General features: G+C 64.8%; 24 protein-coding genes. 10 read left to right on the plus strand and 14 right to left on the minus strand.

Annotated elements, in window-relative coordinates:
* Positions 1-8: 8 nt before the first annotated feature.
* Genes RAD15_RS34830 through RAD15_RS34850 form a run of 5 tightly spaced genes read right to left on the minus strand, consistent with a single transcriptional unit; the run spans position 9 to position 4,353 of the window.
* The gene (locus tag RAD15_RS34830) at positions 9-701 is read right to left on the minus strand and encodes an AprI/Inh family metalloprotease inhibitor (RefSeq protein WP_458183231.1); all 693 of its coding nucleotides are present in this window, start codon (positions 699-701) and stop codon (positions 9-11) included.
* Complete coding sequence (locus RAD15_RS34835; protein ID WP_458183232.1) at positions 701-1,690, minus strand: 2-hydroxyacid dehydrogenase; 990 nt, start codon at positions 1,688-1,690, stop codon at positions 701-703. Before RAD15_RS34835 ends, RAD15_RS34830 begins: the two co-directional genes overlap by 1 nt.
* Complete coding sequence (locus tag RAD15_RS34840) at positions 1,690-2,508, minus strand: ABC transporter permease (protein WP_458183234.1); 819 nt, start codon at positions 2,506-2,508, stop codon at positions 1,690-1,692. Before RAD15_RS34840 ends, RAD15_RS34835 begins: the two co-directional genes overlap by 1 nt.
* Positions 2,505-3,320, minus strand: a complete 816-nt coding sequence (locus RAD15_RS34845) for an ABC transporter ATP-binding protein (protein ID WP_458183236.1) — start codon at positions 3,318-3,320, stop codon at positions 2,505-2,507. Before RAD15_RS34845 ends, RAD15_RS34840 begins: the two co-directional genes overlap by 4 nt.
* Positions 3,321-3,330: 10 nt before the next feature.
* On the minus strand, positions 3,331-4,353 hold the full coding sequence (locus tag RAD15_RS34850; RefSeq protein ID WP_458183238.1) for an ABC transporter substrate-binding protein: 1,023 nt from the start codon (positions 4,351-4,353) through the stop codon (positions 3,331-3,333).
* Positions 4,354-4,507: 154 nt separating this feature from the next.
* Here RAD15_RS34850 and RAD15_RS34855 point away from each other — a divergent pair, with 154 nt between their 5' ends.
* From RAD15_RS34855 to RAD15_RS34865, 3 genes are all read left to right on the plus strand, one after another.
* On the plus strand, positions 4,508-5,314 hold the full coding sequence (locus RAD15_RS34855) for a creatininase family protein (RefSeq protein ID WP_458183240.1): 807 nt from the start codon (positions 4,508-4,510) through the stop codon (positions 5,312-5,314).
* Between the two features lie 139 nt (positions 5,315-5,453).
* Positions 5,454-5,717 (plus strand): hypothetical protein, encoded by a 264-nt coding sequence (locus RAD15_RS34860; RefSeq protein ID WP_458183242.1) that lies wholly within the window; start codon positions 5,454-5,456, stop codon positions 5,715-5,717.
* A 403-nt stretch (positions 5,718-6,120) separates the two neighbouring features.
* Positions 6,121-8,103 carry a carbohydrate porin gene (locus tag RAD15_RS34865; protein WP_458183243.1) on the plus strand — a complete coding sequence of 661 codons (1,983 nt, stop codon included), beginning with the start codon at positions 6,121-6,123 and terminating at the stop codon, positions 8,101-8,103.
* A gap of 8 nt (positions 8,104-8,111) precedes the next feature.
* On the opposite strand, the gene RAD15_RS34870 is transcribed toward RAD15_RS34865, so the two are convergent.
* Positions 8,112-8,843 (minus strand): sulfite exporter TauE/SafE family protein, encoded by a 732-nt coding sequence (locus tag RAD15_RS34870; protein WP_458183245.1) that lies wholly within the window; start codon positions 8,841-8,843, stop codon positions 8,112-8,114.
* 116 nt (positions 8,844-8,959) lie between these two features.
* Entirely contained in the window at positions 8,960-11,035 is a 2,076-nt protein-coding gene (locus RAD15_RS34875; RefSeq protein WP_458183247.1) for a methyl-accepting chemotaxis protein, read from the minus strand.
* Positions 11,036-11,277: 242 nt separating this feature from the next.
* On the opposite strand from RAD15_RS34875, the gene RAD15_RS34880 reads away from it, so the two are divergent.
* The gene (locus RAD15_RS34880) at positions 11,278-12,573 is read left to right on the plus strand and encodes a hemolysin family protein (protein WP_458183248.1); all 1,296 of its coding nucleotides are present in this window, start codon (positions 11,278-11,280) and stop codon (positions 12,571-12,573) included.
* Positions 12,574-12,783: 210 nt separating this feature from the next.
* On the opposite strand, the gene RAD15_RS34885 is transcribed toward RAD15_RS34880, so the two are convergent.
* The 3 genes from RAD15_RS34885 to RAD15_RS34895 all read right to left on the minus strand — a co-directional run bounded on the left by RAD15_RS34885 (position 12,784) and on the right by RAD15_RS34895 (position 15,920).
* Positions 12,784-13,023, minus strand: a complete 240-nt coding sequence (locus tag RAD15_RS34885; RefSeq protein WP_458183249.1) for a PilZ domain-containing protein — start codon at positions 13,021-13,023, stop codon at positions 12,784-12,786.
* 100 nt (positions 13,024-13,123) lie between these two features.
* Positions 13,124-14,821, minus strand: coding sequence for an FMN-binding glutamate synthase family protein (locus tag RAD15_RS34890; RefSeq protein WP_458183250.1), 1,698 nt, complete (start codon positions 14,819-14,821; stop codon positions 13,124-13,126).
* A 325-nt stretch (positions 14,822-15,146) separates the two neighbouring features.
* On the minus strand, positions 15,147-15,920 hold the full coding sequence (locus RAD15_RS34895; RefSeq protein ID WP_458183251.1) for a ferredoxin--NADP reductase: 774 nt from the start codon (positions 15,918-15,920) through the stop codon (positions 15,147-15,149).
* A gap of 387 nt (positions 15,921-16,307) precedes the next feature.
* Between RAD15_RS34895 and RAD15_RS34900 the strand changes: the two genes are divergently transcribed.
* On the plus strand, positions 16,308-17,108 hold the full coding sequence (locus RAD15_RS34900) for an ATP-grasp domain-containing protein (protein WP_458183252.1): 801 nt from the start codon (positions 16,308-16,310) through the stop codon (positions 17,106-17,108).
* A gap of 199 nt (positions 17,109-17,307) precedes the next feature.
* On the opposite strand, the gene RAD15_RS34905 is transcribed toward RAD15_RS34900, so the two are convergent.
* Together RAD15_RS34905 and RAD15_RS34910 are read right to left on the minus strand one after the other, a co-directional pair.
* Entirely contained in the window at positions 17,308-18,228 is a 921-nt protein-coding gene (locus RAD15_RS34905) for an amino acid ABC transporter substrate-binding protein (RefSeq protein ID WP_458183253.1), read from the minus strand.
* A gap of 12 nt (positions 18,229-18,240) precedes the next feature.
* Positions 18,241-19,536: a dicarboxylate/amino acid:cation symporter gene (locus tag RAD15_RS34910; protein ID WP_458183254.1), complete on the minus strand. Its 1,296-nt coding sequence runs from the start codon at positions 19,534-19,536 to the stop codon at positions 18,241-18,243.
* A 210-nt stretch (positions 19,537-19,746) separates the two neighbouring features.
* On the opposite strand from RAD15_RS34910, the gene RAD15_RS34915 reads away from it, so the two are divergent.
* The 5 genes from RAD15_RS34915 to RAD15_RS34935 all read left to right on the plus strand — a co-directional run bounded on the left by RAD15_RS34915 (position 19,747) and on the right by RAD15_RS34935 (position 24,987).
* On the plus strand, positions 19,747-20,748 hold the full coding sequence (locus RAD15_RS34915) for an NADP-dependent oxidoreductase (protein WP_458183255.1): 1,002 nt from the start codon (positions 19,747-19,749) through the stop codon (positions 20,746-20,748).
* Between the two features lie 155 nt (positions 20,749-20,903).
* Positions 20,904-21,701, plus strand: coding sequence for a cysteine rich repeat-containing protein (locus RAD15_RS34920; RefSeq protein ID WP_458183256.1), 798 nt, complete (start codon positions 20,904-20,906; stop codon positions 21,699-21,701).
* Between the two features lie 132 nt (positions 21,702-21,833).
* The gene (locus RAD15_RS34925; RefSeq protein WP_458183257.1) at positions 21,834-22,049 is read left to right on the plus strand and encodes a hypothetical protein; all 216 of its coding nucleotides are present in this window, start codon (positions 21,834-21,836) and stop codon (positions 22,047-22,049) included.
* A 188-nt stretch (positions 22,050-22,237) separates the two neighbouring features.
* Positions 22,238-23,377 (plus strand): FAD-dependent monooxygenase, encoded by a 1,140-nt coding sequence (locus RAD15_RS34930; protein WP_458183258.1) that lies wholly within the window; start codon positions 22,238-22,240, stop codon positions 23,375-23,377.
* Positions 23,374-24,987: a benzoate-CoA ligase family protein gene (locus RAD15_RS34935; protein WP_458183259.1), complete on the plus strand. Its 1,614-nt coding sequence runs from the start codon at positions 23,374-23,376 to the stop codon at positions 24,985-24,987. Before RAD15_RS34930 ends, RAD15_RS34935 begins: the two co-directional genes overlap by 4 nt.
* An 87-nt stretch (positions 24,988-25,074) precedes the next feature.
* On the opposite strand, the gene RAD15_RS34940 is transcribed toward RAD15_RS34935, so the two are convergent.
* Positions 25,075-25,587, minus strand: coding sequence for a MarR family winged helix-turn-helix transcriptional regulator (locus RAD15_RS34940; protein ID WP_458183260.1), 513 nt, complete (start codon positions 25,585-25,587; stop codon positions 25,075-25,077).
* Positions 25,577-26,209 carry a maleylacetoacetate isomerase gene (gene maiA / locus RAD15_RS34945; protein WP_458183261.1) on the minus strand — a complete coding sequence of 211 codons (633 nt, stop codon included), beginning with the start codon at positions 26,207-26,209 and terminating at the stop codon, positions 25,577-25,579. Before maiA ends, RAD15_RS34940 begins: the two co-directional genes overlap by 11 nt.
* Positions 26,210-26,264 lie beyond the last annotated feature (55 nt).

Raw genomic sequence — 26,264 nt, forward strand, 5'->3', positions numbered from 1 at the left:
GGCGGCGCCTACTGACGCAGCATGATCAGGGGGTCGGCGGTGTCGGGGACGCGCCGCCACTGCGCGTTGTCGTCGGCCTCGAACTGCCAGACGTCGCCGGATTTCGACATCAGGATGATCTGGCCGCGCTCGAGCCGCCATTGCGTCGGATTGAACTGCGCGATCGCCGGATCGCATTTCGGCTTGAGGAAGACCTGGAAATTGTCCGGGCTCACCTCGGTATTGGTCAGCGTCAGGCCGCAGACCGGCTGGCCGTTACCGCGCACCATCGACCAGTCGCCGATCATCTGATCCATCGACTTGGCCATCGAGCGTGCAGCGGCGAGATCCTGCAGGATGTAGACGCCTTCGCCCTGGCGCAGGCCCTCGAAAATGCCGGCCTCGACCTCGGTGAAATCGATCACGGCTTCACCGGTCGCGTCCTGCAGACGGACGATGTCGAGACCCCGGACGCTCCAGGCGACGATATCCTTGGTGAACGGCAGCGCGGCCTTGCAGGCCGGCTCCAGCTCCAGCTTGTAGCCCTGACCCGCAGCGTCGGCCTTGAGCGTGACGACGCAGGTCTTGCTGCGCTCGGTGGTCGAGAGCTCCCACTGCCCGGGCATCGATTTCTTCAGGCTCGTCGCATCCTGCGCATGCGCAGAACCCATCGCGGCAACGCATGCCGCGATGGTGAATGCGAGAACCCGAAGAACGGTCATCAGCGCCCCTTGAACGGCGTTTCCGCAACCGGCGTCAACGGCGCCTTGCCGGCGAACCAGGACTTGAGGTTGTCGACCACGAGCTGGTCCATCGCGTTGCGCGTCACCACCGAGGCCGAGCCGATATGCGGCAGCAGCACGACGTTCTGCATCGCCTTGAGCTCGTCCGGCACGGTCGGCTCGGCCGCGAACACGTCGAGGCCGGCGGCGAGGATGGTGCCTGACTTGAGCGCCTGCACCAGGGCCGGCTCGTCGACCACCGAGCCGCGCGCCACGTTGACCAGCACGCCGCGCGGGCCGAGTGCCTTCAGCACCTCGGCATTGATCATCTTGTTGGTCGAGGCGCCGCCCGGCACGATCACCATCAGCGTGTCCACCGCCTTCGCCATCTCGATCAGATCGGGATAGTGCTTGTAGGAGACGTCCTTGGACGGGTTGCGGGTGTGGTAAACCACCGGCACCAGCGAGGCATCGAGCCGGCGCGCGATGGCCTGGCCGATCCGGCCCATGCCGACGATGCCGACCTTGCGGTCGCGCAGCGAGCCGACGCTGAGCGGATAGTTCTGCGTCTGCCAGAGCCCGGAGCGCACGTAGCGGTCGGCCTTGATGAACTCGCGCAAGGTCGAGATCAGCAGGCCCATCGCGACGTCGGCGACCTCCTCGGTCAGCACGTCGGGCGTGTTGGTGACGATGATGTTGTGCTCGGCGGCATATTTGGCGTCGATGTGGTCGTAGCCAACGCCGAAGCTCGCCACCATCTCGATCTTGGGCAGCTGCGACAGCGAATCCTTGTCGGCGCGCACCGTATGATAGGTCACCGCCACGCCGCGGATCTTTTCGCGGATCGCCGGCGTCAGCCGCTCGAGGTCGCCGCGCGTCTCGGCCTTGTGGACGACGAAATGATCGGAAAACCCGTTCTCGAGGATCGGCCGTACCGGTCCATAAATCAGAAGATCGATCTTTTCGGACGAAATCGAACCGGTAGACATCAGTTTTCCTTTCCAAGCGCGCTTTCGTGCCAGCGCCGTAAAACGAGGTGGGAAACTAGCGCCAGCACCCCATAGATGACAATCCCGGCCAGCGACAACAAAAGCAGCGCGGCGAACATGCGGGGTATGTTCAATCGGTAGCCCGACTCGGCGATCCTGTAGGCCAGCCCGGAGCCGGCGCCGGCCGTTCCCGCAGCGATCTCGGCCACTACGGCACCGATCAGCGACAGGCCGCCGGCGATGCGCAGGCCCCCGAGAATGTAGGGCAGCGCCGCCGGCAGCTTCAAAAAGCGCAGGGTCTGGGGCGGCGAGGCGCCGTAAAGCTGGAACAGCCCGGCGAGGTTGCGATCGACCGAATTCAGCCCGAGCGTGGTGTTGGACAGCACCGGGAAAAAGGCGACGATGAAGGCGCAGACGACCACCGCGGTCTGCTGCTCCAGATAGATCAGCAGCAGCGGCGCAATCGCGATCACCGGCGTCACCTGGAGGACGACGGCATAGGGGAACAGCGAATATTCCACCCATTTCGACTGGTTGAACAGCAGCGCCAGCGCGACGCCGCCGATGCTCGCGGCGACGAAGCCTTCAAGCGTGGTCAGCAGCGTGGCGGCGAGCGATTGTGACAGCACCGCCCAGTCCTTGATCAGCGTCAGGACAATGACTGAGGGCGCCGGCAGCACATAAGGCGGGATGTCGTTGATGCGAACCACCAGTTCCCAGGCGAGGATGCCGGCCGCGAACACGCTGACGGGCAGCACGAAACGCATCGCGCGTTGCGCGCCCGATGGTTTCGCGACGACGACAGGCTGCACATTCATAGCGTCGACTGCCCCGAATAGGACGGCGCCAGCGCGGCCGACACCTTCCGGCAAGAATCGGAATAGGCCGCCGAGGTGCGAAATTCCTCGCCGCGCGGCTCGACGGTCTCGATGCGGATGTCGGCCTGGATGCGGCCGGGCCGCGCCGTCATCACCACGACGCGCTGCGACAAATAGACGGATTCGAACACCGAATGGGTGACGAAGATGACGGTCTTGCGCAGGCTGCGCCACAGTGCGAGCAGATCGTTGTTGAGGCGGAAGCGCGTGATTTCGTCGAGGGCTGCGAACGGCTCATCCATCAGGAGGATATCGGGGTCGGTGACGAGCGCGCGCGCCAGCGACACCCGCATCTTCATGCCGCCGGAGAGCTCGCGCGGGAAGGCATCGGCGAAATCGGCGAGACCCACACTGGCCAGCGCGTCGTCGGCACGCGCGCGCCCTTCCGCCTTCGGCACGCCTGCGAGCTTCAACGGCAGCCGCACGTTCTCGCGCACGCTGGTCCAGGGCATCAGGGTCGGCTCCTGGAACACGAAGCCGATGCCGTGACCCGGCAGCACCTCGCCCTCGTGACGCGCCACCCGCACGGTGCCCGACGACGGCGAACTGAGCTCTGCGATGATGCGCAGCGCGGTCGACTTGCCGCAACCGGACGGACCCAGCAGCGAGATGAACTCGCCCTTGCGCACCGCGAGATCGAGCGGGCCGAGCGCCATGACGCCGTTGTCATAGGCCTTCGTCACCCCGCGCAGGCTCACGGCCAACGCCGTCAGGCTGGCCTCGACACCTGACGAGGTTTTGACAGCTGACATGGACCTTGCGTTACGGCTTGTTCGGGCGCAGCTCGACGCCGACGCCCTTGTTGACGAAGCGCAGCGTGTAGGATTTGCGGAAGTCGAGATCCGCCTTCACCACACCGGCCTTCACCATCTTGTTGAAGAAGGAGGTGTAGCGGTCGTCGCTCATCGCGCCGATGCCGTTCTTCAGGGACTCACCGGAATCGACGATGCCATGTTCCTTCATCTTGGCGACGGAATAGGCGAGCAGATCGTCGGTCATCTCCGGATTGAGCTTCTTGATCATGGCGTTGCCGGCGGAGTTGTCGCGGTAGATGTAGTTGTACCAGCCGATCATGGAGGCATCGACGAAGCGCTGCACGAGATCGGGCTTCTTCTCGACGACGTCGCGGCGGGTCTCGATCAGGGTCGAATAGGTGTTGAAGCCGTAGTCGGCGAGCAGCAGCACGTTGGGCTTGAAGCCCGCGGCCTTCTCGACCGCGAAGGGCTCGGAGGTGACATAGCCCTGCATGGCGCTCTTGGGGTTCGCGATGAAGGGCTGCGGGTTGAAATTATAGGGGCGGACGTTCTTCTCGCTGAAATCATATTCGGACTTCAGCCACTGGAAGTAGCTGCTCATGCCCTCCTTGGAGACGAACAGCGTCAGCGGCTTGAGGTCCTCGATCTTGCCGACCTTGGCATCCGGCTGCGTCAGCATCACCTGCGGATCCTTCTGGAAGATCGCGGCGATGGTCACGACGGGGACGTTGTTGGCGACCGCGTCGAACGACATCAGCGTGTTCGCCGCCATGAAGAAATCGATCTTGCCCGCGATCAGCAGCATCCGGTTGTTCTCGTTCGGACCGCCGGGGACGATGGTGACGTCGAGGCCGTATTTCTTGTAGGTGCCGTCGGCGACCGCCTGGAAGAAGCCGCCATGCTCAGCCTCGGCGACCCAGTTGGTGCCGAAGGTGACCTTGTCGAGCGTCTCGGTGCGCGCCGGGGCAACCGAGACGAAGGCAGCCATCAGGCCCGCCGTTAATGCTCGCCACAGATGAGAAGGGGTCATATTGGCACTCCGTCGATCGCTTCCAGCCCAATCGCGTCTGGCTCATGTGAAAGCAACGCGATAAAACCGCATGAAGTTCGGGGACGCGAGCCGGCCAGGCCCGCGTCCCCTGATAACCCCAAATTACGTGACAAATTCGGGCAAAGAAACCACGATGACGCCATCCCGCGACTGGACCGAGATCCGCTGGGCCGATGCTCCCCTCGCGGAGACCTCGCGCTGGATCGCGGTACTGCCGCTGGCGGCGACCGAGCAGCACGGCCCGCATCTGCCTGTCACAACCGACGTGCTGATCGCGGACGCCTATCTGGCGCGCGTGCGCGAGCTGTTGCCTGCCGGCATTCCCGCCAGCTTTCTGCCCGTTGAACCGGTCGGGATTTCCACCGAGCATATCGACTATCCGGGCACGCAGACGCTGCCGAACGACGCGGCGCTGAAGAGATGGACCGGGATCGGCGAGGAGGTCGCGCGGCGCGGCGTGAGGAAGCTCGTCATCATCACCAGCCATGGCGGCAACAGCGCGGCGATGATGCTGGTCGCGCAGGATCTGCGCGCGCACCGGAAGCTGTTCGTGGTGACGACGTCCTGGTCGCGGCTGTCGGGCGCGGACAAATTGTTCCCGGCCGATGAGGTGCGCCACGGCATTCATGGCGGCGCGATCGAGACCTCGATCATGCTGGCGCGTTATCCGGAGCAGGTGCGCAAGGATGCGATCGCGGATTTTCCCGCGAGCAGCATCGCCCTGGAGAAGCAGTATCGCTGGCTGTCGACGCAGCGGCCCGCGCCGTTCGCCTGGCAGGCGCAGGATCTCAATGAGAGCGGCGCGATCGGCAATGCGACATTGGCTGTCCCCGAAAAGGGCGAGCGGCTGCTCGACCACGGCGCGGCGGCTTTCTGCGAGCTGCTCACCGAGGTCGATAACTTCGACGTGAACAGGCTCGCCAAAGGCCCCCTCGGCTAGCCTGCATCCTCCTGAAATCACTCACGAAAGACCGGGATTCCGGGAGCGCCGAAGGCGCTTTCGAACCGGTTTCGGCATGCCTCCGTCCAATTGGGCACGCGGGCCACAACGGACCGCCTCAACCCGGATGGAGTTTCAAATGTCGATCAAGACCAAAATTGCCGCTCTCGCTCTCGCCACCCTCGCCGTCACCGGCAGCATCGTGTCCACCACCTCGCAGGCCGAAGCCAAGCCGCTCGGCTGGGGCTGGGGTGTGGGCGCCGGCATCGCCACCGCCGCCGTCGTCGGCTCGGCGATCGCGGCCAGCAACGACCCCTATTACTACGGCTATCACCGCTGCGGCTGGGTCGCCCAGTACAACGCCTTCGGCCAGTACGTTGGCCGCGTTCGTAGCTGCTACTGATCTGAGGACCTGAGGCCGATCTTACGTGGATCCTGCGTCCGACACGGGCGCCTCATCCACCCCGTGTCGTGCCCCCGACCCCGCCCGGCTGTCCCCCCGGGCGGGGTCATCCTTTTTGGGCCGCGAGAATTTGTTGCAGTCCCGTCACACGGAGGTGCGAACCATCGTATGCGGCAATCAGTACCAGTTGCTATTGCGAATTAATCGCAATAAGGTTCGCAACAAGCTCAGGGGCTTGGGAAGAAATTGCGTCGAATCGAGATCATCTCGGCCGACTGCGCGGACAACCAAGACCTGATGACAGGGCCGTCGCGAATCGGCAGGGATGTCGGTTGCGGCGAATGGGACATATTCGCGTTTGGGGGCGTGCGTTTTGACGTTGAGAGGTCACCGTTACAGATATTTGCGGACGGCCGCGGCGATTGCCTCGGGCGTGCTGATTTTTCCCGCCGCCGGCCGCGCGGCCGATCTGCCGCTGAAGGCCCCGGCGCTGAGAGCGGTCTACGACTGGACCGGTCTCTATATCGGCGCGCATGCGGGCTATGGCCACGGTTCGTCGCGCTTTGCGTTGAACGACGGCACTGCCATCAACGACAGCGGCGTCTTCAGCGGCATGATCGGCGGCGTGCAGGCGGGCTACAACTACCGCCTCAACTCCGGCTGGCTGGTCGGCGTCGAAGGCGATTTCTCGTTCCCCAACTACATCACCTCGAATTCGATCGTCTCGTTCCTCGCGACGCCCGCCAACACCGTCACGCAGCAATGGGACTACACCGCCAGCCTGCGCGGCCGCGTCGGCTACACCAGTGGTCCGTGGCTGGTCTACGCCACCGGCGGCTTTGCATGGATGGGCGAGCGCTATTTCGACACGCCGGCCTCCGGCGAAACCGTCCCGAAAATCCTGAACACGCGGCCCGGCTGGATTGCGGGCGCCGGCGTCGAATACGGCTTCGCGCCGCATTGGAGCGCACGGCTCGAATATCTCTACAGCCGCTTCGATGGCGCCAACGTCGCCTTCTCGACGGGCGCGCAATACAGCTCCTCGGCGCTCGACTTCCAGACGATCAGGCTCGGCCTCAACCGCAAGGTCGATTGGCCGGCCATGCCGGGCTACGGCCCCAAGAACTTGCCGAACAGCTCGCTGATCGACACGGAATCGGATCGCTGGGAGATTCACGGCCAGAGCACCTATCTGCCGCAAGGCTATCCGTCGTTCCCAGCCCTCTACACCGGACCGAACTCGCTCTCACCGTCGAGGCAAGCCAAGGCGACGTGGAGCAACAGCCTGTTCCTGAACGCACGGCTGTGGGACGGCGGCGAGGTCTATTACAATCCCGAGCTGCTTCAGGGTTTTGGATTGAACGACACGGTCGGCGCGGCCGGCTTCCCGAACGGCGAGGCGCAGAAGTCGAACTTCCCCTACCCGCACTACAACACCTCGCGCCTGTTCGTGCGCCAGACCTTCGGCTTCGGCGGCGAGCAGGAAGAGCTCGCGAGCGGCCAGTTGCAGCTGGGACAGAAGGTCGACGTGTCCCGCCTCACCGTGCAGGCCGGCAAGTTCGCGGTGGTCGACGTGTTCGACGGCAATGCCTACGCCAAGGACACGCGCAAGGACTTCATGAACTGGTCGATATGGGCGCCGGGCGCCTTCGACTATTCCGCCGACAAGGTCGGCCTCACCTACGGCGTCACCGCCGAGCTCAACCAGAAGCAATGGGCGCTGCGCGGCGGCTATTTCCTGATGGTCGCGGAGCCTAATTCAAATCATTTCGACACCAGGGTCGGGGAGCGCGGCCAGTACGTGCTCGAGCTCGAGACCCGCTTCTCGCTGTTCGGCCAGCCCGGCAAGCTCAGGACCATGGGCTGGCTCGACAGCGCCAACATGGGCAGCTTCCGCGAGACGCTGGACAATCCCGCGCTCAATCTCGACATCGCGCAGACCCGGCGCGGCCGTCTCAAGGTCGGCTATGTCGTCAACCTCGAGCAGGCGATCACGGAAGATGTCGGATTGTTCGGCCGCTGGAGCTGGAACGACGGCAAGAGCGAAACGCTGGCCTTCACCGACATCAACCGCAGCCTGTCCGGCGGACTTTCGATCAAGGGCATGAAATGGGGCCGGCCCGACGACGTGATCGGCATCGGCGGCGCCGTCAATGCCATCTCGCAGGACTACCGTGACTTCCTGGCGGCCGGCGGCCTCGGCGTTCTCGTCGGCGACGGCGCGCTCAACTACCGCAAGGAGCGCATCCTCGAAACCTATTACGCCTACGCGCTGAACAAGAATCTCACCCTCACCGCCGACTACCAGCTCATCGTCAACCCAGCCTACAATGCCGATCGCGGGCCGGTGTCGGTGTTCTCCGGACGGCTCCACGGCGAGTTCTGAGCCGCGGCTCAGAACAACAGCGCGACGCCAGAGACCAGCAGCAGCGCCAGCACGATCTTCCGGAACGCGACCTCGTCGATCCGGCCGAACAGCTTCAGCCCGAGCCACGTCCCGGCAAACAGAAACGGCAGGCCGAGCGCGAACAGCTTTGCCGTCTCGAGCGTCAGCGCTCCCTTCGCACCCAGCAGCAGCGCCGCCACGGCGAACACCACGACTGCGACCGGCTGGAACGTGGCCCGCTGCATGTCCTTGGGCAGGCCGCGCAGATTGCACCAGATGGTGATGATGATGCCGGCAAGGCCGGTCAGCCCGCCGAGCAGGCCGTTGACGAAACCGACCGTGATGTCGGCGGCCCGCGGCATTACGGTCGCGAGCTTGAGCTGCGGCCGGAGCAACGCATAGAGGCTGTAGCCGATCAGGATCATGCCAACCACGACGCGGACGCGTCCGGGGTCGGCCCAGGTCAGAAGCGACACGCCGACCGGTACGCCAAGGACGGCGCCGACCATGAACGGCCACAGCCGCCGCCAGTCGAGCGCCGCGCGCAGCTTCCAGACCGAGTAGCCCTGCACCAGCAGGCCGAAACCGACGATCAGGCTGGCGCTCTGAAGCGGCGTTAGCACATAGAGCCACAGCGACGCCGCGATCAGGCCGAAGGCAAAGCCGGAGAGACCGGCGACGAACCCGCCGGCGAAGGTGGCCAACAGAAAAAGCGGAAGCTCGCTTGCGATCCCGTCCATTGCTCGCTCCATAACTCAGCGAGCAGCGCTTGCGTGGGATCACCACTTCACGGGGAGGCTGCGACATCCCCGGGCTACAAGCCTAGGTGAAGCCGCTTCCTTCCACAACGACCTTGTTACGCGGCCCGGATCGCGTCCAGGAACTTTCCGACCTCGGTCTTGAGACGGGTGCTCTCTCCCGACAGCGATTTGGCTGCCGTGAGCACGTTGGAGGATGCCGATCCGGTCTGGCTCGCGCCGCGCTGCACGTCGACGATGCTGGCGGAGACCTGCTGGGTGCCGCGCGCCGCCTGCTGCACGTTGCGGGAAATCTCCCGCGTCGCCGCGCCCTGCTCCTCGACCGCCGAGGCGATTGCGGACGCGATCTCGGACATGCGGGTGATGGTGTCGCCGATCGCCTTGATGGCGCCGACGGACTCCTCCGTCGCCGCCTGGATCCCCGTGATCTGCTGGCTGATCTCGCCGGTGGCCTTGGCGGTCTGCTCGGCCAGCGCCTTGACCTCGGACGCGACGACCGCAAAGCCGCGGCCGGCCTCGCCGGCGCGCGCCGCCTCGATGGTGGCGTTGAGCGCCAGCAGATTGGTCTGGCCCGCGATCTGGCTGATGAGTTCGACGACATCGCCGATCCGCCCCGCGGCCTTGGCGAGCTCGCCGACATGGTCGTTGGTCCGCCCCGCCTGCTGCACAGCCTCGCTGGCGACGCGCGCGGAGTCCTGGACCTGCCGGCTGATCTCGTCGACTGAGGATGCCATTTCCTCCGCGGCCGCGGCAACGGTCTGCACGTTGGTGGAGGCTTGCTCGGACGCGGCCGCGACGGTCGCAGTGACCTTTTCCGATTGATCGGCCGTGCTCGTCAGCGTTCCCGCCGATACCTCGAGCTCCGAGGATGCCGACGAGACGGTATTGATGACGTCGCCGATCATGGCTTCGAAGTCGCGCGCGATCTGGTCCATGCGCTGGCTGCGCTTGAGCTTCGCCTCGGCCTCGATTGCGGCCGCCTGGTCGGCGGCCTTCTGGGCGAGCAGCGAATCCTTGAAGTGCTGGAGCGAGCCGGCAACCTGGCCGATCTCGTCGTTGCGGCCGGTTGCGGGGATCTCGACCTCATGCCGTCCAGCGGCGAGCGTCGCGATCACGTCCGCGAGCCGGCTCAGCGGCGTCACCACGCGGCTGCGCAGCATCATGGTCACGCCACCGAGCGTTCCGAGCAGCGCCAGCACGGCCACGCCCGCAAGCGCCAGCATCGCCAACGCGCCATCGCGCGAGGACGAGGCGCGCTCGGCAGCTTCCGCCAGCGCGGCGTCGCGCACGCCGTAGAACATCTGGATGGCCGGCACGATGACCTTCGCCAGGTCGTCGGCCCCGATGGTGTATTTGCCGTCACCGCGTGCCGCGGGCATCTCCTTCTCGACGGCGAGCGCAGCGGTGCCGAAATAGGACTCCGTCGCCGCCTTGAACGCGGTGGCGATGCGGGGCGGATTTCCGAGCTGGTCGGTGCCGGCCTCGATACGCTCGCGGTCGGCCTCCACGCGTCCCTGCATGCGATCCATCAGCGACAATTCCGCCGCCGTCAGCGGCCGGCGCGTACTCAGCGCCGGCGACAGCGAGGCCGCGCGGCTGCCGGCCGCGACACGCAGATCCTGCGCCGTTCGCGCCAGGCTCAGCAGCGCAGCAAGCGAGGAATCGGCGTTGATGACCTTGGCTTCGAGCCGGTTCATGACCGGTTCGATGCCGGCGAGGACCTCGGCGACGCCGGGCAGGTAGCCCTTGATCGCAGCACCGTCGCGCGCCGCCAGCGGAACGCTCATGGCGCGATCCGCCGCTGCGTTGATCTCCTTCAGCCGCCGTGCGGCACGGTCGAGAATCTCGGCCATCGCCGCGCCGTCATCCAGCACCATGATGGCTCGCCTTGCACCCTCGAAGGCGGCATCGGCGGCTTTCCCGGCCTTCGTGGCAGCGTCGATCTGGGCCTGCGTCGCGGCGGTTTCCTGAAAGATCGGTCCAATGTAGGGGGCGCGAAGGCCGGCGACCTGCTGGCTGACCATCAGGGTCGCGCCAAAAGCGTCGACCGTCTTGATCGCGTCGGAGCGGTTCGTGAAGATGCGCGCCTGCGGTATCAGCACCTCGGCGCCAAGGATGACTGCAAAAACCGTCACCGTCAGCATCGACAGCGCGAAGAGCTTCCCGATTCGCATCCTGGGTCCCCGAATACTTTTCTACAAATGCCGAAAACCTAGCGGGCGGCCACTAAGAGCCCGTTAAGCAGCGGCCCGTAGTTCCGCGGGGTGTCGTATCGTCGCGGCCGTCCGGAATACCGCCGGGCACGAGGTTCCCTCGTGGGGAGGAATGCAACAGAATTGCCGGCATTTCCTCGCCGAATACCTATATCAATGCTTGTGCCGCCATCCGGCCACACTCGCTTACCCCTGGAAGGTCAATGCTCTCCGTCGAAGTCGTCATCGTTGTTGTCCTGATCGTCATCAACGGCCTGCTGTCCATGTCCGAGCTGGCCGTGGTCTCGTCGCGGCCGGCCCGCCTCTCGCTGCTCGCCGCCAAGGGCGTGCGCGGCGCCGAGCGGGCGCTGACGCTGGCGGCCGATCCCGGCAAATTCCTCTCGACGGTGCAGATCGGCATTACGCTGGTCGGCGTGCTCTCCGGCGCGTTCTCGGGCGCGACGCTCGGGCAACGGCTGACGCAATGGCTGGTCGAGCTCGGCTTGTCCGCAGGGATTGCCGACATCGTCGGCGTCGGCATCGTCGTTACGCTCATCACCTACGCGACGCTGATCGTCGGCGAGCTGGTGCCGAAACAGGTGGCGCTGCGCGACCCCGAAAGCATCGCGGTCAGGGTCGCGCCTGCGATGCACGTGCTTGCGAAGATATCGCTGCCGCTGGTCTTCCTGCTCGATCTCTCCGGCAAGCTGATCCTTACGCTGCTCGGCCGTGGCGGCAAGGCCGAGGAGAAGGTCTCGGAGGACGAGATCCATCACCTCGTCAGCGAAGCCGAAAGCGCCGGCGTGCTCGAGCCGGGCGAGAAGGAGATGATCGCCGGCGTGATGCGGCTCGGCGACCGGCCGGTCGGCGCCGTCATGACGCCGCGCACCGAGGTCGACGAAATCGATTTGAGCGACGCACCGGAAACCATCCGGGCGATCATCGCAAAAAGCCCGCATTCGCGCTTTCCGGCTTCGGACGGCGATCGCGACAAGCCGATCGGCGTGCTCCAGGCCAAGGACCTGCTGGTCGCGTACATGAACGAACGCGCGCCCGATCTGCGTTCGCTCGTCCGCGATGCGCCAGGCATTCCCGCCTCGGCGGATGCCCGCGACGTGCTCGCGATCCTGAAGGCTGCTCCAGTTCATGTCGGGTTCGTTTACGACGAGTACGGCGCATTCGAAGGCGTGGTCACGGCGGCCGACATTCTGGAATCGATCGTCGGCGCCTTCCATTCCGAGGAGGGTCCGCCGGAGCCGGCCTACGTCAAGCGCGCCGACGACTCGTTGCTGGTCGCCGGCTGGATGCCGGTCGACGAATTCGGCGAGCTGCTCGGCATCGAGCTGCCGCCGCACCGCTACAACACAGTGGCCGGCCTCGTGCTGCAACAGTTCAACGCGCTGCCTGATGTCGGCGACACCTTCGACCTCGGGGTCTGGCATATCGAGGTGATCGATCTCGACGGACGACGGATCGACAAGATCCTGGCGAGCCGGCGGGGCGAGCAGGCCGCGGCGTGAGCAACTCCGCTCGTCGCTTCCCTTCTCCCCTTGTGGGAGAAGGTGGCGCGAAGCGCCGGATGAGGGGTTGCCCCCGCAGATTGCTCTCTCGCAGATGTGCGCGTGGAGAGAACCCCTCACCCGGCTGCGCTTCGCGCAACCACCCTCTCCCACAAGGGGAGAGGGTGCACTGTCGTCGTGACGGCGAACGAAATTCCAATCGCCAAACCCTCACCCGAACCTCACCCCGATCCGCTTTTCCTTGCGCCAGACCACGGTGCAGGACAGATGCTTTCCGTCGGCCGGGACGAACAGGGTGAAATGTTCGGGGATGCCGACGGGGCTGGTGACGTCGAGGGCTGCGCCGGTGTCGGAGAAGTTACGGACGGTGCAGTCGATCGCGCCGCCGCCGAACTCGATCGTTCCGGCCTTCAGCACGCGGTGTCTTGCCTTGTCGCGCCGTTCGTCCATGGGGACAGCCCACACCCAAAGTTGAACCAAGCGTTAAACGCAGCCTTATTCGCAATGAAGTTATGCGCTGAAGCCGGTGGCCTTGCAAGGCCACCGACACTCACAGCGCCGGCTGAAACGTCTCCGACCGCGCCATCCGCCAGGCGTCGCGATATCGCCGGTCTTCGGTGCCTTCGAGCAGCTCGCCCGGGCGCAGCGCGGGATAGAGCTGCGCGAAGGATCTGACGTCGGTCGTCGACGTGCGCTGGGTAAAGTGGATCGGGCGCAGCTCCTGCGGGTGGGTCAGGCCGGCCGCGGCAATCAGCTCGGTCAGCGAGTGCAGCGTCGCATGGTGGTAGTTGTGCACGCGATCGATCTTGAGCGGCACATAGAGCGCACGTGCGCGCGTCGGATCCTGCGTCGCGACACCGGTCGGACAGCGGTCGGTGTGGCAGCTCAGCGACTGGATGCAGCCGAGCGAGAACATGAAGCCGCGCGCCGAGTTGCAATAGTCGGCGCCGATCGCCATCGCGCGGGCCATGTCGAAGGCGGTGGCGATCTTGCCGGACGCGCCGATCTTGATGCGGTCGCGCGCATTGATGCCGACCAGCGCGTTGTGGACGAAATTGACACCCTCGCGCATCGGCATGCCCAGATGGTCCATGAACTCCAGTGGCGCAGCGCCGGTGCCGCCTTCATTGCCGTCGACGACGATGAAATCAGGATAGATGCCGGTCTCCAGCATCGCCTTGCAGATCGCCAGGAATTCCCAGGGGTGGCCGATGCACAGCTTGAAGCCGGCCGGCTTGCCGCCGGAAAGCTTTCGCATTTCGGCGATGAACTGCATCATCCCTGTTGGCGTCGAGAAGGCGCGGTGCGAGGCCGGCGAGATGCAATCCTCGCCCATGGCAACGCCGCGGATTTTCGAAATCTCTTCCGAGACCTTCGCCGCCGGCAGCACGCCGCCATGGCCGGGCTTGGCGCCCTGGCTGATCTTGAGCTCGACCATCTTGATCTGGTCCTGGCCGGCGACGCGCGCGAACGCTTCGGGGTCGAACGACCCGTCGAGATGGCGGCAGCCGAAATAGCCGGAGCCGATCTCCCAGATGATGTCGCCGCCCATCTCACGGTGATAGGGGCTGAAGCCGCCCTCGCCGGTGTCGTGTGCGAAACTGCCCTTCCTGGCGCCGGCGTTCAGCGCACGCACCGCGTTCGGGCTGAGCGCGCCAAAGCTCATCGCGGAGATATTGAACACCGAGGCCGAATAGGGCTTTGCGCAGTCCGGCCCGCCGATGGTGACGCGAAACCTCTCCTCGGCATGCGCCTTCGGCGACACCGAGTGATGCATCCACTCATAGCCCTCGCGATAGACGTCCTCCTGGGTGCCGAACGGACGCTTGTCGAGCTGCATCTTGGCGCGCTGATAGACCACCGCGCGCGTGTCGCGCGAGAACGGCATGCCGTCCTTCTCGCTCTCGAAGAAATACTGCCGCATCTCCGGGCGAATCTCTTCGAGCAGGAAGCGGATATGCGCCGAGATCGGGTAATTGCGCAGCACCGCGTGGCTTTTCTGCATGAGATCGCGCACGCCGAGCAGCGTCAGGGCGCCGAAGATCGCGATCGGGATCAGCAGGATGCCGAATATCCTCCGGTCCGCGATGCCGACGCCGATCAGCAGCGCGGTGACGACCGCGCAGATCGTCAGGATGATGAAGCGCGGGGAGAACGGAAGCAGCAGGGTTTCCATGATCCCCTCTTCCGCCAGCGCCAGACGTTTGGGCGATTCCTGAATCTTGTTGTCGTCGGCCACGATTCCCATCCTCTCGCCAGCATGAGGCGGTACGATACGCCCGCGCCTGTCATACGGATATGACGCGGCCCTTGTTTCAAGCTAGCGAATTCGGCCAAGGCAAATCAATCAGCCGAGAGGTTAGGCTTTTGCGGTGCAGCAGAGGGGTGGGGGTGGGGTGGGGCTAGCCGCGCATGACGCCTTACCCACCGCCGTCGTCCTGGCGAAAGCCAGGACCCATTACCCCTAATCGGGGTTGTTACGAAGACTGACAGCCGCCGGTCTTCGCCAAACTTGATTCGGTGGCTATAGGTCCTGGCTTTCGCCAGGACGACACCGAGATGGCGAGCGGCGCTTACCGCTCGACGAAGGCCTTCTCGATCACGAAGTGACCGGGCTTGTTGCCGCTTCCCTCGATGAAATCACGGCCTTCGAACATCACTTTCAGCTCTTCGAGCATCGCCGGGCTGCCGCACATCATGACGCGGTCGGTCTCGATGTTGAGCGGGCCCTGGCCGATGTCGTTGAATATCTGCTCGGAGTTGATGAGGTCGGTGATGCGGCCGCGGTTCTTGAACGGCTCGCGGGTCACGGTCGGGTAGTAGATCAGCTTGTCCGCGAGCAGCTCGCCGAACAATTCGTCTTCGCGCAAATTCGCGACGAGCTTCTCGCCATAGGCGAGCTCGGAGACCTGGCGGCAGCCATGCACCAGCACGATCGAGTCGAACTGCTCGTAGACCTCGGGGTCCTTGATCAGGCTGGCGAAGGGCGCGAGGCCCGTGCCGGTCGAGAGCAGCATCAGCCGCTTGCCGGGAATGAGGTTGTCGGTGATCAGCGTGCCGGTCGCCTTGCGGCCGACCAGGATGGTGTCGCCTTCCTTGATCTTCTGGAGGCGCGAGGTCAGCGGACCGTCCTGCACCTTGATCGAGAAGAACTCGAGCTCTTCCTCGTGGTTGGCGCTTGCCATGCTGTAGGCGCGCAGCAGCGGGCGGCCGTCGACCTCGAGGCCGATCATGGCGAACTGGCCGTTCTGGAAACGGAAGCCGGTGTCGCGGGTGGCGCGGAAGCTGAACAGGGTGTCGGTCCAGTGCTGGACGGAAAGAACCTTCTCTCGGTAAAACGCGCTCATGATTTTCGATATTCCGAATAATTGCGGTTTTAGGGCAAAAGCGTTGCCCGGCCCCTGAAAGCGGGGCGGACACCATTGCCATGGCGGAGGATTTCGCGTGTGTGATCTACGCCATTGAGACCAATAATCAACCTCGTTCCGGATGCAATTGACGCCGGTCAAACCGGCATTTGCCGCAGAACTGGTCACATCATTAACGAATCTGCTGTCGGGCGCGGGCGGAGGGCAATTTCTTTTCCCTCCAAGGCTCGAATGCAGCACTTAATTTCCGTCACGCTCGCGAGAATTTCATTAAGAATAGCTCTGATTTTCACCCCGGTTTGGCGCCGTTTCCCGCATTTTTGCGGCTTTTGGCGCCAGGAACACTGAAACGAGCGACGAAGGCACATGGCAGACGGCGAGCGGATCTTCGTCCAGGCGATCAGGCGCTATTGTGCGGACCACGGCATTGCCGTCGATGTCCGCGCCGGTGGCTGGCTGATCGCGATGCGCCGGGGCGAGCAGCGCCACTTCGCCTTCGGCTACGACATCGGCCTCAACAGCGCCATCGCGCACCGTCTGGCCAACGACAAATCGGCCACTGCCGAGGCGCTGACGCCGGCAGGCGTGCCCTGCATTCCGCATCACCTCTTCCTCAATCCAAAGCTGGGCGAGAAGGTTGTTGGCCCCACCTGGCGAGAGGCAATGCTCGAGCTGCTGCACGATCATCCGCTAGGCGTGGTGGTGAAGCCGAACGAGGGAACATCGGGGCGCTCGGTGTTCAAGGTGACGACTGAGGCGGAACTCGACCACGCGGTTGGCGAGGTCTTTACGATGAGCGCAGGGCTCGTGATCTCGCCCTATGTCGCGATCGAGGACGAGGTCCGCGTGGTGCTGCTCGGTGATGTGCCACTCGTCGTCTACAGCAAGCAGCGTGGCATGGATTGGCGTCACAATCTCGATGCCGGCGCAAAGCCGGTGTTGCTGGAGGGCGGCGAGGTTCGAACGGCCTGCGTGAAGCTGGCGATCGAGGCCGCGCGCGCCATCGGCATCGTCTTCGCGTCGATCGACGTGGTGCGCGTCGATGGCACATGGCGCGTGCTGGAGATCAATTCCGGCGTGATGATGGAGGCGCTGGCGAAGCGGCATCCGGCGCTGGTGCAGGCGGCGTATGACGCGGCGCTGGACCGGGTGTTTGCAGGAAGCTAGCTGAGCGCCACGCGGGCGGTGCAATCCTTCTCCCCTTGTGGGAGAAGGTGGCGCGAAGCGCCGGATGAGGGGTCTCTCTCCGCGCGTCCAGGAGGAGATGGGGTCGCGGAGAGAGACCCCTCACCCGTCTCGCCGCTGCGCGGCGAGACACCCTCTCCCACAAGGGGAGAGGGTGCAGCGAGATCGCCGCATACCAACGCTAATTATTCGCGCTCGCGGAATCGTCCATCGCCTTGAACGCTTCCTCCAGTTGCAACGAGATCGGCACGTTGAGCCGTTCGCCGGTGGGAAGCCTCGCGGTGAACCATTTGTTGTAGAGCGGGACGAGGTCACGGTTGGAGCCGAGCTTGCGGAAGGTGCGCTCGACCACAGCGGAGAGCTGCGGCTCGCCTTTCCTGAACATGATGCCGTAGGGGTCGTAGGACAGGTAATCGCCGGTGACGCGGAACTTGTCCTGCGCCTTGTGGCGCGCGATCAGGCCGAAGAGCAGGATGTCGTCGGTCGCGAACGCATCGGCCTTGCCGTCGACGAGCATCTGGTACGACTGCTCGTGGTCGGGCGAGGCGACGATGTTGAGGCCGAGCGAGAACTTCTTGTCGGCCGCATGCATCGCCTGCTCGTTGGTGGTGCCCTTCGTCACCACGACCGTCTTGCCCTTGAGATCAGTGACGGCCGCAACACTCGACGCCTTCGGCACCATCAGCTTGGTGCCGGCGACGAACATCAGCGGCGAGAAGGCGACGCGCTTGCCGCGCTCGGCATTGGCGGTGGTCGAGCCGCATTCCAGGTCGATCTTGTTCTGGAGCACGGCGTCGATACGGTCGTCCGAGGTGACCTTGACGTAGTCGATCTTCAGATTGGGATCGTCGACCTCGACGCCGATCTCCTCGACGATGGCCTCGCAGAGCTCGAGGCTGTAGCCGATCGGACGGTTGGCCTGGTCCATGAAGGAGAACGGCGGCGAGCTTTCGCGATAGCCGAGCCGCACGGTGTGACTGCTCTTGATGGCCGACAGCGTCGGGCTAAGCCCTTCGCTGCCGCCGGTCTGCCCCAAGGCGGCGGTTGCCAGCAGACACGCTGCCAGCGACAGGACGCCCGAAATCGCCGTTGAAAGGCGCATGACGCACTCCCGTCAATGGCCGGCCATCGCGGGCAGCTCGCCCGGCACCATGTCCGGCGTCGTCGCCTCGCCGGGTCCAAGCTCGTGCTCGGGCCCGAGCTCGCCTTCCCATTTCGCGACCACGGCCGTCGCAAGCGAGTTGCCGATCACGTTGGTGGCGCTGCGTCCCATATCGAGGAACGTGTCGATGCCCATGATCATCAACAGGCCCGCCTCGGGGATGCCGAACTGCGACAGCGTCGAGGCGATCACCACGAGCGACGCGCGCGGCACGCCGGCGACGCCCTTGGAGGTGATCATCAGGGTCGCGAGCATCGCCAGTTGCGTCGCGAGCGACATCTCGATGTGATAGGTCTGCGCGATGAAGATGCTGGCGAAGGTGCAATACATCATCGTGCCGTCGAGGTTGAAGGAGTAGCCGAGCGGCAGCACGAAGCTCGAGATCCGCGACGAGGCGCCGAACTTGGTCAGCCCCTCCAGCGTCTTCGGATAGGCCGCCTCCGAGCTCGCGGTGGAGAACGCGATCATCAGCGGTTCGCGGATCAGCTTCAGCAGATGGCTGTATCTCGGCCCGATCACGATGAAGCCGACGACCATCAGGATGGCCCACAGGATCCCAAGCGCGAGATAGAAGCCGCCCATGAAGACGACGAGCTTCCACAGCACGCCGAGGCCGTTCTTGGCGACCGTGGCCGTGATGGCCGCCCAGACCGCGAGCGGCGCGAACAGCATCACGTAGCTCGTCACCTTGAGCATGATGTGGGCGACGTCGTCGATCATCGCCAGGATCGGCTTGGAGCGCTCGGGCATCGAGCCCATCGCCACCGAGAAGAACACGGCGAAGATCACGATCTGGAGGATTTCGTTCTGCGCCATCGCGTCCGCGATCGAGGTCGGGATCAGATGGGTCAGGAATTTCTCGATCGAGAAGGCCGAGACCGGCAATCCGGTCGATTGCCCCGCCGTGGGCAGCGTGCCGGGGAAGTTCGCGCCGGGCTGGAGCAGGTTGACCATGACGAGGCCGAGCAGCAGCGACACGAAGGAGGCGCTGACGAACCAGCCCATGGTCTTGGCGAAGATGCGCCCTAGCCGAGAGCCGCTTCCCATATGCGCGATGCCGCCAACCAGGGTCGCGAACACCAGCGGCGCGATGATCATCTTGATCAGGCGCAGGAACATCATGGCGATCAGGTTGATGGAGGAGGCCCATTCGGCTCGCGTGTCGGGCAGGAAGTTGAAAATCGCCGCCCCCATGACGATGCCCAGCACCATCGCGGACAGAATGTATTGCGTAAACCTGTTCGCCATTGAAAGACCCCCACACCACCGACCGCTTCATGATGTCGCAGATATGACGACGACGCAACACGCTTGGGTGCACCGCGATGCCGGGAGGTTCCCGTTGCGAAACCGCAGGCCGCGATCTAGCCTTCATGCAGCGCACAACGCATGCGGCTTGCACGTTTTCTTTGCGCCGGCTGCATCAATAATCGTCAAACAAGCCAAGAGGGAAACGCCATGAGCGGCAGTGTCAATCATCAGATTCTCCTGGTGGAAAAGCCCAGCGGCAAGCTCGGGCCCGAGCACTTCAAGATGGTGGAGAGCGCACGACCGGAGCCGAACGACGGCGAGGTCTTGCTGCGCGTGCGTTACATCTCGCTCGACGCCGCCAACCGCGCCTGGATGCACGGCGCGACCTATCGCTCGGCCGTCGAAGCGAACAGCGTGATGGCCGGCGGGGCCATCGCCGAGGTCGTCAGCTCGAAGGCGCCGGGGTTCGCGCCCGGCGACATCGTGTTCGGCGACACCGGCTGGCAGGAATATGCCGCCGTGCCTGCAAAGCACCTCACGAAAATGCCGAAGCTCGAGCCGATGACGCATCTGCTCAGCGTGTTCGGCATCGCCGGCCTCACCGCCTATTTCGGCCTGCTCGAGATCGGCAAGCCCAAAGAGGGCGAGACGGTGGTGGTCTCGGCGGCCGCGGGCTCGGTCGGCTCGATCGTCGGACAGATCGCCAAGATCAGGGGATGCCGCGTGGTCGGCATCGCCGGCGGCGCCGACAAGTGCAGCTGGCTGACCTCCGAGCTCGGCTTCGACGCCGCCGTCGACTACAAGGACGGAGCCGTGTTCAAGGCGCTGCGCGCAGCTGCGCCAAAAGGCATCGACGTCTATTTCGACAATGTCGGCGGCGAGATTCTGGAAGCCTGCCTGCCGCAGATGAACAATTACGGCCGCATCGCCTGCTGCGGCGCGATCTCGCAATATGACGGCGCGCCCTCCGCGCACGGCCCGCGCGGCGTGCCCGGACTGATCGTGGTGAAGCGGCTCGTGATGCAGGGCTTCATCGTGATGGACTACATGAAGGACAGCCAGCGCGCGCTCGCCGAGCTCCAGGGCTGGGTCAAATCCGGCAAGCTGAAGGTGCAGGAGGACATCATCGATGGCCTCGCGAACACGCCGACAGCGCTGATCGGATTGCTTGCGGGCGAGAACCGCGGCAAGCGCATGATCAGACTCTGACGACGTAGTTACGTCGCAATTGCGCAGGTAATATCTACTTGCGGTAGAGGCCAAAGCGGCCAAAGATGCCGCTCGCGAGCCATTGCTCGCGACGATTGCGCTTGCATCACTTTTGAAAATCGTCGGCGTTACCGACAGGGCAGGAATTCACCCAGATGTTCAACACGTTGAAACATGCATCAACGCGCAGCGCGTTGATGGCTGCCGCGCTCTTCGCAACTGCAACAGGCGCATTCGCGCAAGCCCCGACCGAGGCTCAGAAGAGCGCCATGCGGTCCGCATGCCGCTCCGACTTCATGGCGCACTGCTCCAGCGTGACGCCCGGCGGCGTGGAAGCTTATCAGTGCCTCGAGAAGAACATGTCGAGCCTGTCATCGGGATGCCAGGCCGCGGTTCGCGCGGTCGAGCCCGCAGCGGCGCCGAAGACGGAAGCGGCGCCCGCCAAATCCGAACCGGCCAAATCCGAGCCGGCAAAGACCGAAGCGGCGCCGGCCGCCGCGCCGGCGCCGAAGGCTGCCGCGGCCAAGCAGCCGAGCACCGCGCAGGTCGCAGCTGTCAGGAGCGCGTGCCGCGCCGACTATCCCAAGGTTTGCGCCGGCGTGCCGCCGGGCGGCGCCGCCGCGGCCGAATGCCTGGAGAAGAACAAGGCAAAGGTTTCGCCGGCCTGCGAGAAGGCCTTGAGCGCCGCGGCGGGTGGCGGCGCGGCAGCGCCTGCGGGCGCGGCTCCTGCAGCGGCAGCAGCACCGGCGGCCGCGCCGACCGTGATCGTTCTGCGCCCGCTGCGTCCGCGCGAGGAGCTGTTCATCATCCGCTCGGCCTGCGCCGCCGACATCCGCACGCTCTGCGCCGGCGTCGCGCCCGGCGGCGGCCGTATCGTGCAGTGCGTCGCCAGCAATGCCGCATCGCTGTCGCCCGCATGCAAGGACGTGCTGGCGCCGTTCGCGGCGCGATAGAACGGCGCGCAACTCACGCGCTGAAGCGCGCATCGATATTTGGCGGCGTGCGCAAATGAATTTTCGCACGTCCGCCGCGACAAAGCCTTTGTGGATATTCGATTTCAATCACGACAAAACCGGGAGGACCACATGCGCTCGTTCCTGCTCATCGCTTCTGCACTGTTCGCTTTCGCCGCAACCATGACGTTCGAGGCCACCGACGCCAATGCGGTGGTGTGCGCCCGCGGCGTCTATCGCGCCGGTTGCGCCGGACCGAACGCGGCCGTCGTGGTCCGCAAGCCGGTTCCGGTTGTCCGTTGTACCAGGGTGCTGGTGGACGGCGTCTACGTGAAGCGCTGCGTCTGACCCTGGGTGGCCAATCCGGCCCGGTTTGGCTATCATTCATGCCTGAGGATTTCGGACACGCGCAAGACGTGCGTCCGAAAGCGAGCTTTGGCGTGCCGGCCTTGCCGATAATTCCGCTGGCGCCGGACGTCGGAGCACATTAGTCTACCCCTAGATAGTAAGTATACTGTCAATTAGGGAGGCAGACGTTGCGGATCGCCGTGATTGGCGGGGGGCCCGGTGGGCTCTACTTCGCCTATCTCTGGAAGAAGCGTCACCCCGAGGATCAAGTCGACCTGTTCGAACAGAACCCGGCCGACGCGACCTGGGGCTTTGGCGTCGTGTTCTCCGACCAGGCCCTGGAATTCCTGCGCGCGGACGACCCCGAGACGGTCGATGCGATCGCGCCGCACATGGAGAGCTGGGAGAACATCACGCTGAACCTCGGCGGCGACAGCGTCGCCATCGACGGGGTCGGCTTCTCCTCGATCGGGCGGCTCGAGCTCCTGAAGTTCCTGCAGCAGCGTGCGCTCGACGTCGGAGTCACGCCGCGCTTCGACACGCAGATCCACGGGATCGACCAGCTCAACGGCCACGATCTGATCGTCGCCGCCGACGGGTTGAACTCGCTGGTGCGCCGCGGCTATGAGGGTGATTTCGGCACCTCGCTGTCCTATTCCTCCAACAAGTTCGTCTGGTACGGCACCTCGAAGCGCTTCGACACGCTGTCGCAGACCTTCGTGAAGACCGACCGCGGCGCCTTCAACGCCCATCACTACCGCTACTCGCCGACCATGAGCACCTTCCTGGTCGAATGCGACCACGCCACCTGGCAGGCCTATGGCTTCGCCTACAAGGACGTCGAGCAGTCCAAGGGCGTCTGCGAGGAGGTGTTTGCCGACACGCTCGGCGGCCATTGCCTCGTCTCCAACAAATCGGTCTGGCGCAATTTTCCATGGGTCTGGAACGAGCACTGGTCATTCAAGAACATGGTGCTGATCGGCGACGCCCTGCACTCGGCGCATTTCTCGATCGGCTCGGGCACGCGGCTCGCGATCGAGGATTCGATCGCGCTGGTCAAGGCGCTGGAATCGGATGCGCATCTGACGACCGCGCTGCATCGCTATCAAGCTGCGCGAAAACCGGTGGTGCAGAAACTCGTCAACGCGGCGCGCACCAGCGCATTCTGGTACGAGCATTTTGCCCAGCACATGCAGCTCGACCTGATGGACTTCGCCTACAGCTACATCACCCGCTCGGGCCGCATCGACGATTCCCGGCTGCGGACGATGTCGCCCGCCTTCATGGCGCGTTACGAGGCCGCGAAGAACGGCGAGGACGAGGCATGAGCAACGAGATTCGCGACCAGGTGCCCGCCGATAGCCCGGGCGCGCGCGAGATCGGCTTTGCCGTTCCGCAACACTACAACGCCAGCCGCGTGCTGTTCGACAATCTCGCCAAGGGGCACGGCGACAGACTTGCACTGATCGGGCCGGCTGGCACGCGGACCTATGCCGAGCTCTGTGCGGAAGCCTGCCGCTGGGGCAACGGCTTTGCATCGCTCGGCCTGAAGCGCGGCGATCGCGTGCTGCTGTTCCTCGACGACACGCCGGCCTATCCCGCCGCGTTCTTCGGCGCGGTGCGGGCGGGCTTCGTGCCGCTCCTGATCAACACGCTGACCCCGCCGGACCTGCTGCAATTCTATCTCGCCGATTCCGGCGCGAGCGTTGCGGTGGCGGATGCCGAGTTCTGCGCGCGGTTCAACGCGGAAGCCTGCAAGGACACCGATTTGCGCACGCTGATCGTCGTGAACGGCGAGGTACGCGACCACGCTGCGCCTTCGGCACTCGCGGCAGCAGGCTGGCTTGCGCAATTCCCGACGGAGCTGGCGGAAGCGGACACCCATCGCAACGAGATGGCGTTCTGGATGTACTCGTCCGGCTCGACCGGCCGGCCCAAGGGCATCGTGCATCTCCAGCACGACATGGCCTATAGCGAGGTCGCCTTCGCGCAGAACGTGCTGAAGCTGACGCCGGATGACGTCTGTTTCTCCGTGCCGAAGATCTTTTTCGCCTACGGCTTTGGCAATTCCGTCACCTTCCCGTTCTCGGCCGGGGCGGCGACGCTGCTGCTGCCGGGCCAGCCGAAGCCGGCCGCGATCTTCGCGGCGATCGAGCAGTACAAGCCGACGATCTTCTTCGGCCTGCCGACGCTCTATACCTCGCTGACCAAGGCCGATGGCGCCAACAAAACGAACTTCTCGTCGCTGCGCATGGCGCTCTCGGCCGCCGAAGTGCTCTCCGCCGAGGTGTTCAACGGCTGGAAGACGCTCACGAGCCTCGAGATCGTCGAAGGCCTCGGCTCGACCGAGGTGCTGCACATCTATCTCTCCAACCGCCCCGAGCGGAAGAAGCTCGGCGCCGCGGGCCTGCGCGTGCCCGGCTACGAGGTCGCGCTGCGCGACAAGGACGGCCGCGAGGTCGGCGACAACGAAGAGGGCATCTTGTGGGTGCGCGGCGATTCCAACACGCCGCTGTACTGGAACCGACCGGACAAATCCGCCGAGACCATCCGCGAGGGCGGCTGGATCTACACCGGCGACCGTTTCGTTCGGGATGCCGATGGCTTCCACTTCTTCCGCGGCCGCGCCGACGATCTGATCAAGATCTCGGGCCAGTGGGTCTACCCGCTCGAAGTCGAGCTGTGCCTCGCCGACCACCCCGACATCCGCGAATGCGCGGTGTTTGCGGCCGAGCTGCCGGATCGCCGCATGACGCTGAAGGCGGTGGTGGTGATGAACAACAGTACCGCCGATCAGGGCGAAGCGACGCGGCGCTTGCAGGATTACGTCAAGGGCAAGCTGCTTCCCTACAAATATCCGCGCGAAGTGATCTTCACCGACGAGCTGCCGAAGACGGGGACGGGGAAGATCGATAGGCAGGCGTTGCTGAGGATGTGAGGCGACGGCGTCGCCACATATGGGTCCCGGATCTGCGCTTCGCTTGTCCGGGACGACGACGGAGAATGACGCACCTGCGCGGCAAGCTCACCCCGCCTTCCCCAGATGCTCCAGCGCATCCTCGGCCCGCAACGGCACCCTTGATGCTTCATTGTTGAGATCGACGAGCTGCACCAAAAGCCCCATCAGCGCCTTGCGGTCTGTGGGTTTCAGCGGTTCCAGCATGCGCGCCTGGGCACGCTCGACGGCGGGAATGATCTCGCGCAGGATCGCGGCGCCCGACTTGGTGAGGTGGAGCAGCTTGATCCGCTTGTCCTCGGGCGCCGGCTTGCGCTCGATATAGTCCTTGGCCTGGAGCCGCTCGATCACGCTGCCGAGCGTGGAACGGTCGAAGGCGATCACGGCCGAGAGCCGCGTCGCGTCGATGCCGGGATGGGTGTGGATCGCGATCAGCGCCGCATATTGCACCGGGGTGAGATCGAACGCCTTGCACTCCTCCATGAAGATCGAGACCGCGATCTGCTGCATGCGCCGGAACAGATAGCCCGGCGCGGCATAGACCGCGTCGATCGTGATCGGAGTGGCGGGCTTACTCGGCATCGGGCTGTTTCTCCGGCGCGGCATTGGCGAAGGCCGGCAGCGCCTTTGCTGCCGCTTCTGCGGCGAGCAGGCGCGGATAGGCCGAGACGTCGACGCCGAAACGACGCGCATTGGCGAGCTGTGGCACCAGGCAGAGATCGGCGAGCGTCGGCGCATCGCCGAAGCAGAACGGGCCCGGCTCGTCTCTGATCAGCGTCTCGCAGGCCGACAGCCCCTCACGGTTGACCCACGCCGCCCAGTCCTGGACCTTCTCTTCGGGCAGGCCCAGCTCGCGCAGCCGCGCCAGCACCTTCAAATTCTGCACCGGATGGGTGTCACAGGCGATCGCCAGCGCGAACGCCCGCACCTTGGCGCGCTGGAACGCGTCCTTCGGCAGCAGCGGAGGATTGGGGTGGGTTTCGTCGAGCCATTCGATGATCGCGACCGATTGGGTCAGCACCGCACCGCTATCGCTCTCCAGCGCGGGCACCAGCCCCTGCGGGTTGATGGCCAGATAGGCGGGCGCGCATTGCTCGCCCTTGCGCAAATGATGCGGCAGGTGCTCGGCGCCGAGACCCTTCAGGTTCAGCGCGATCCGCACCCGGTAGGCGGCGCTGGAGCGGAAATAGCCGTGCAGCTTCATCGAGACCTCCCATACGTTCTTGTCGTTCCGGGGCTCGCCAAGCGAGAAACCGGAA

This window comes from Bradyrhizobium sp. 14AA, assembly GCF_054185205.1.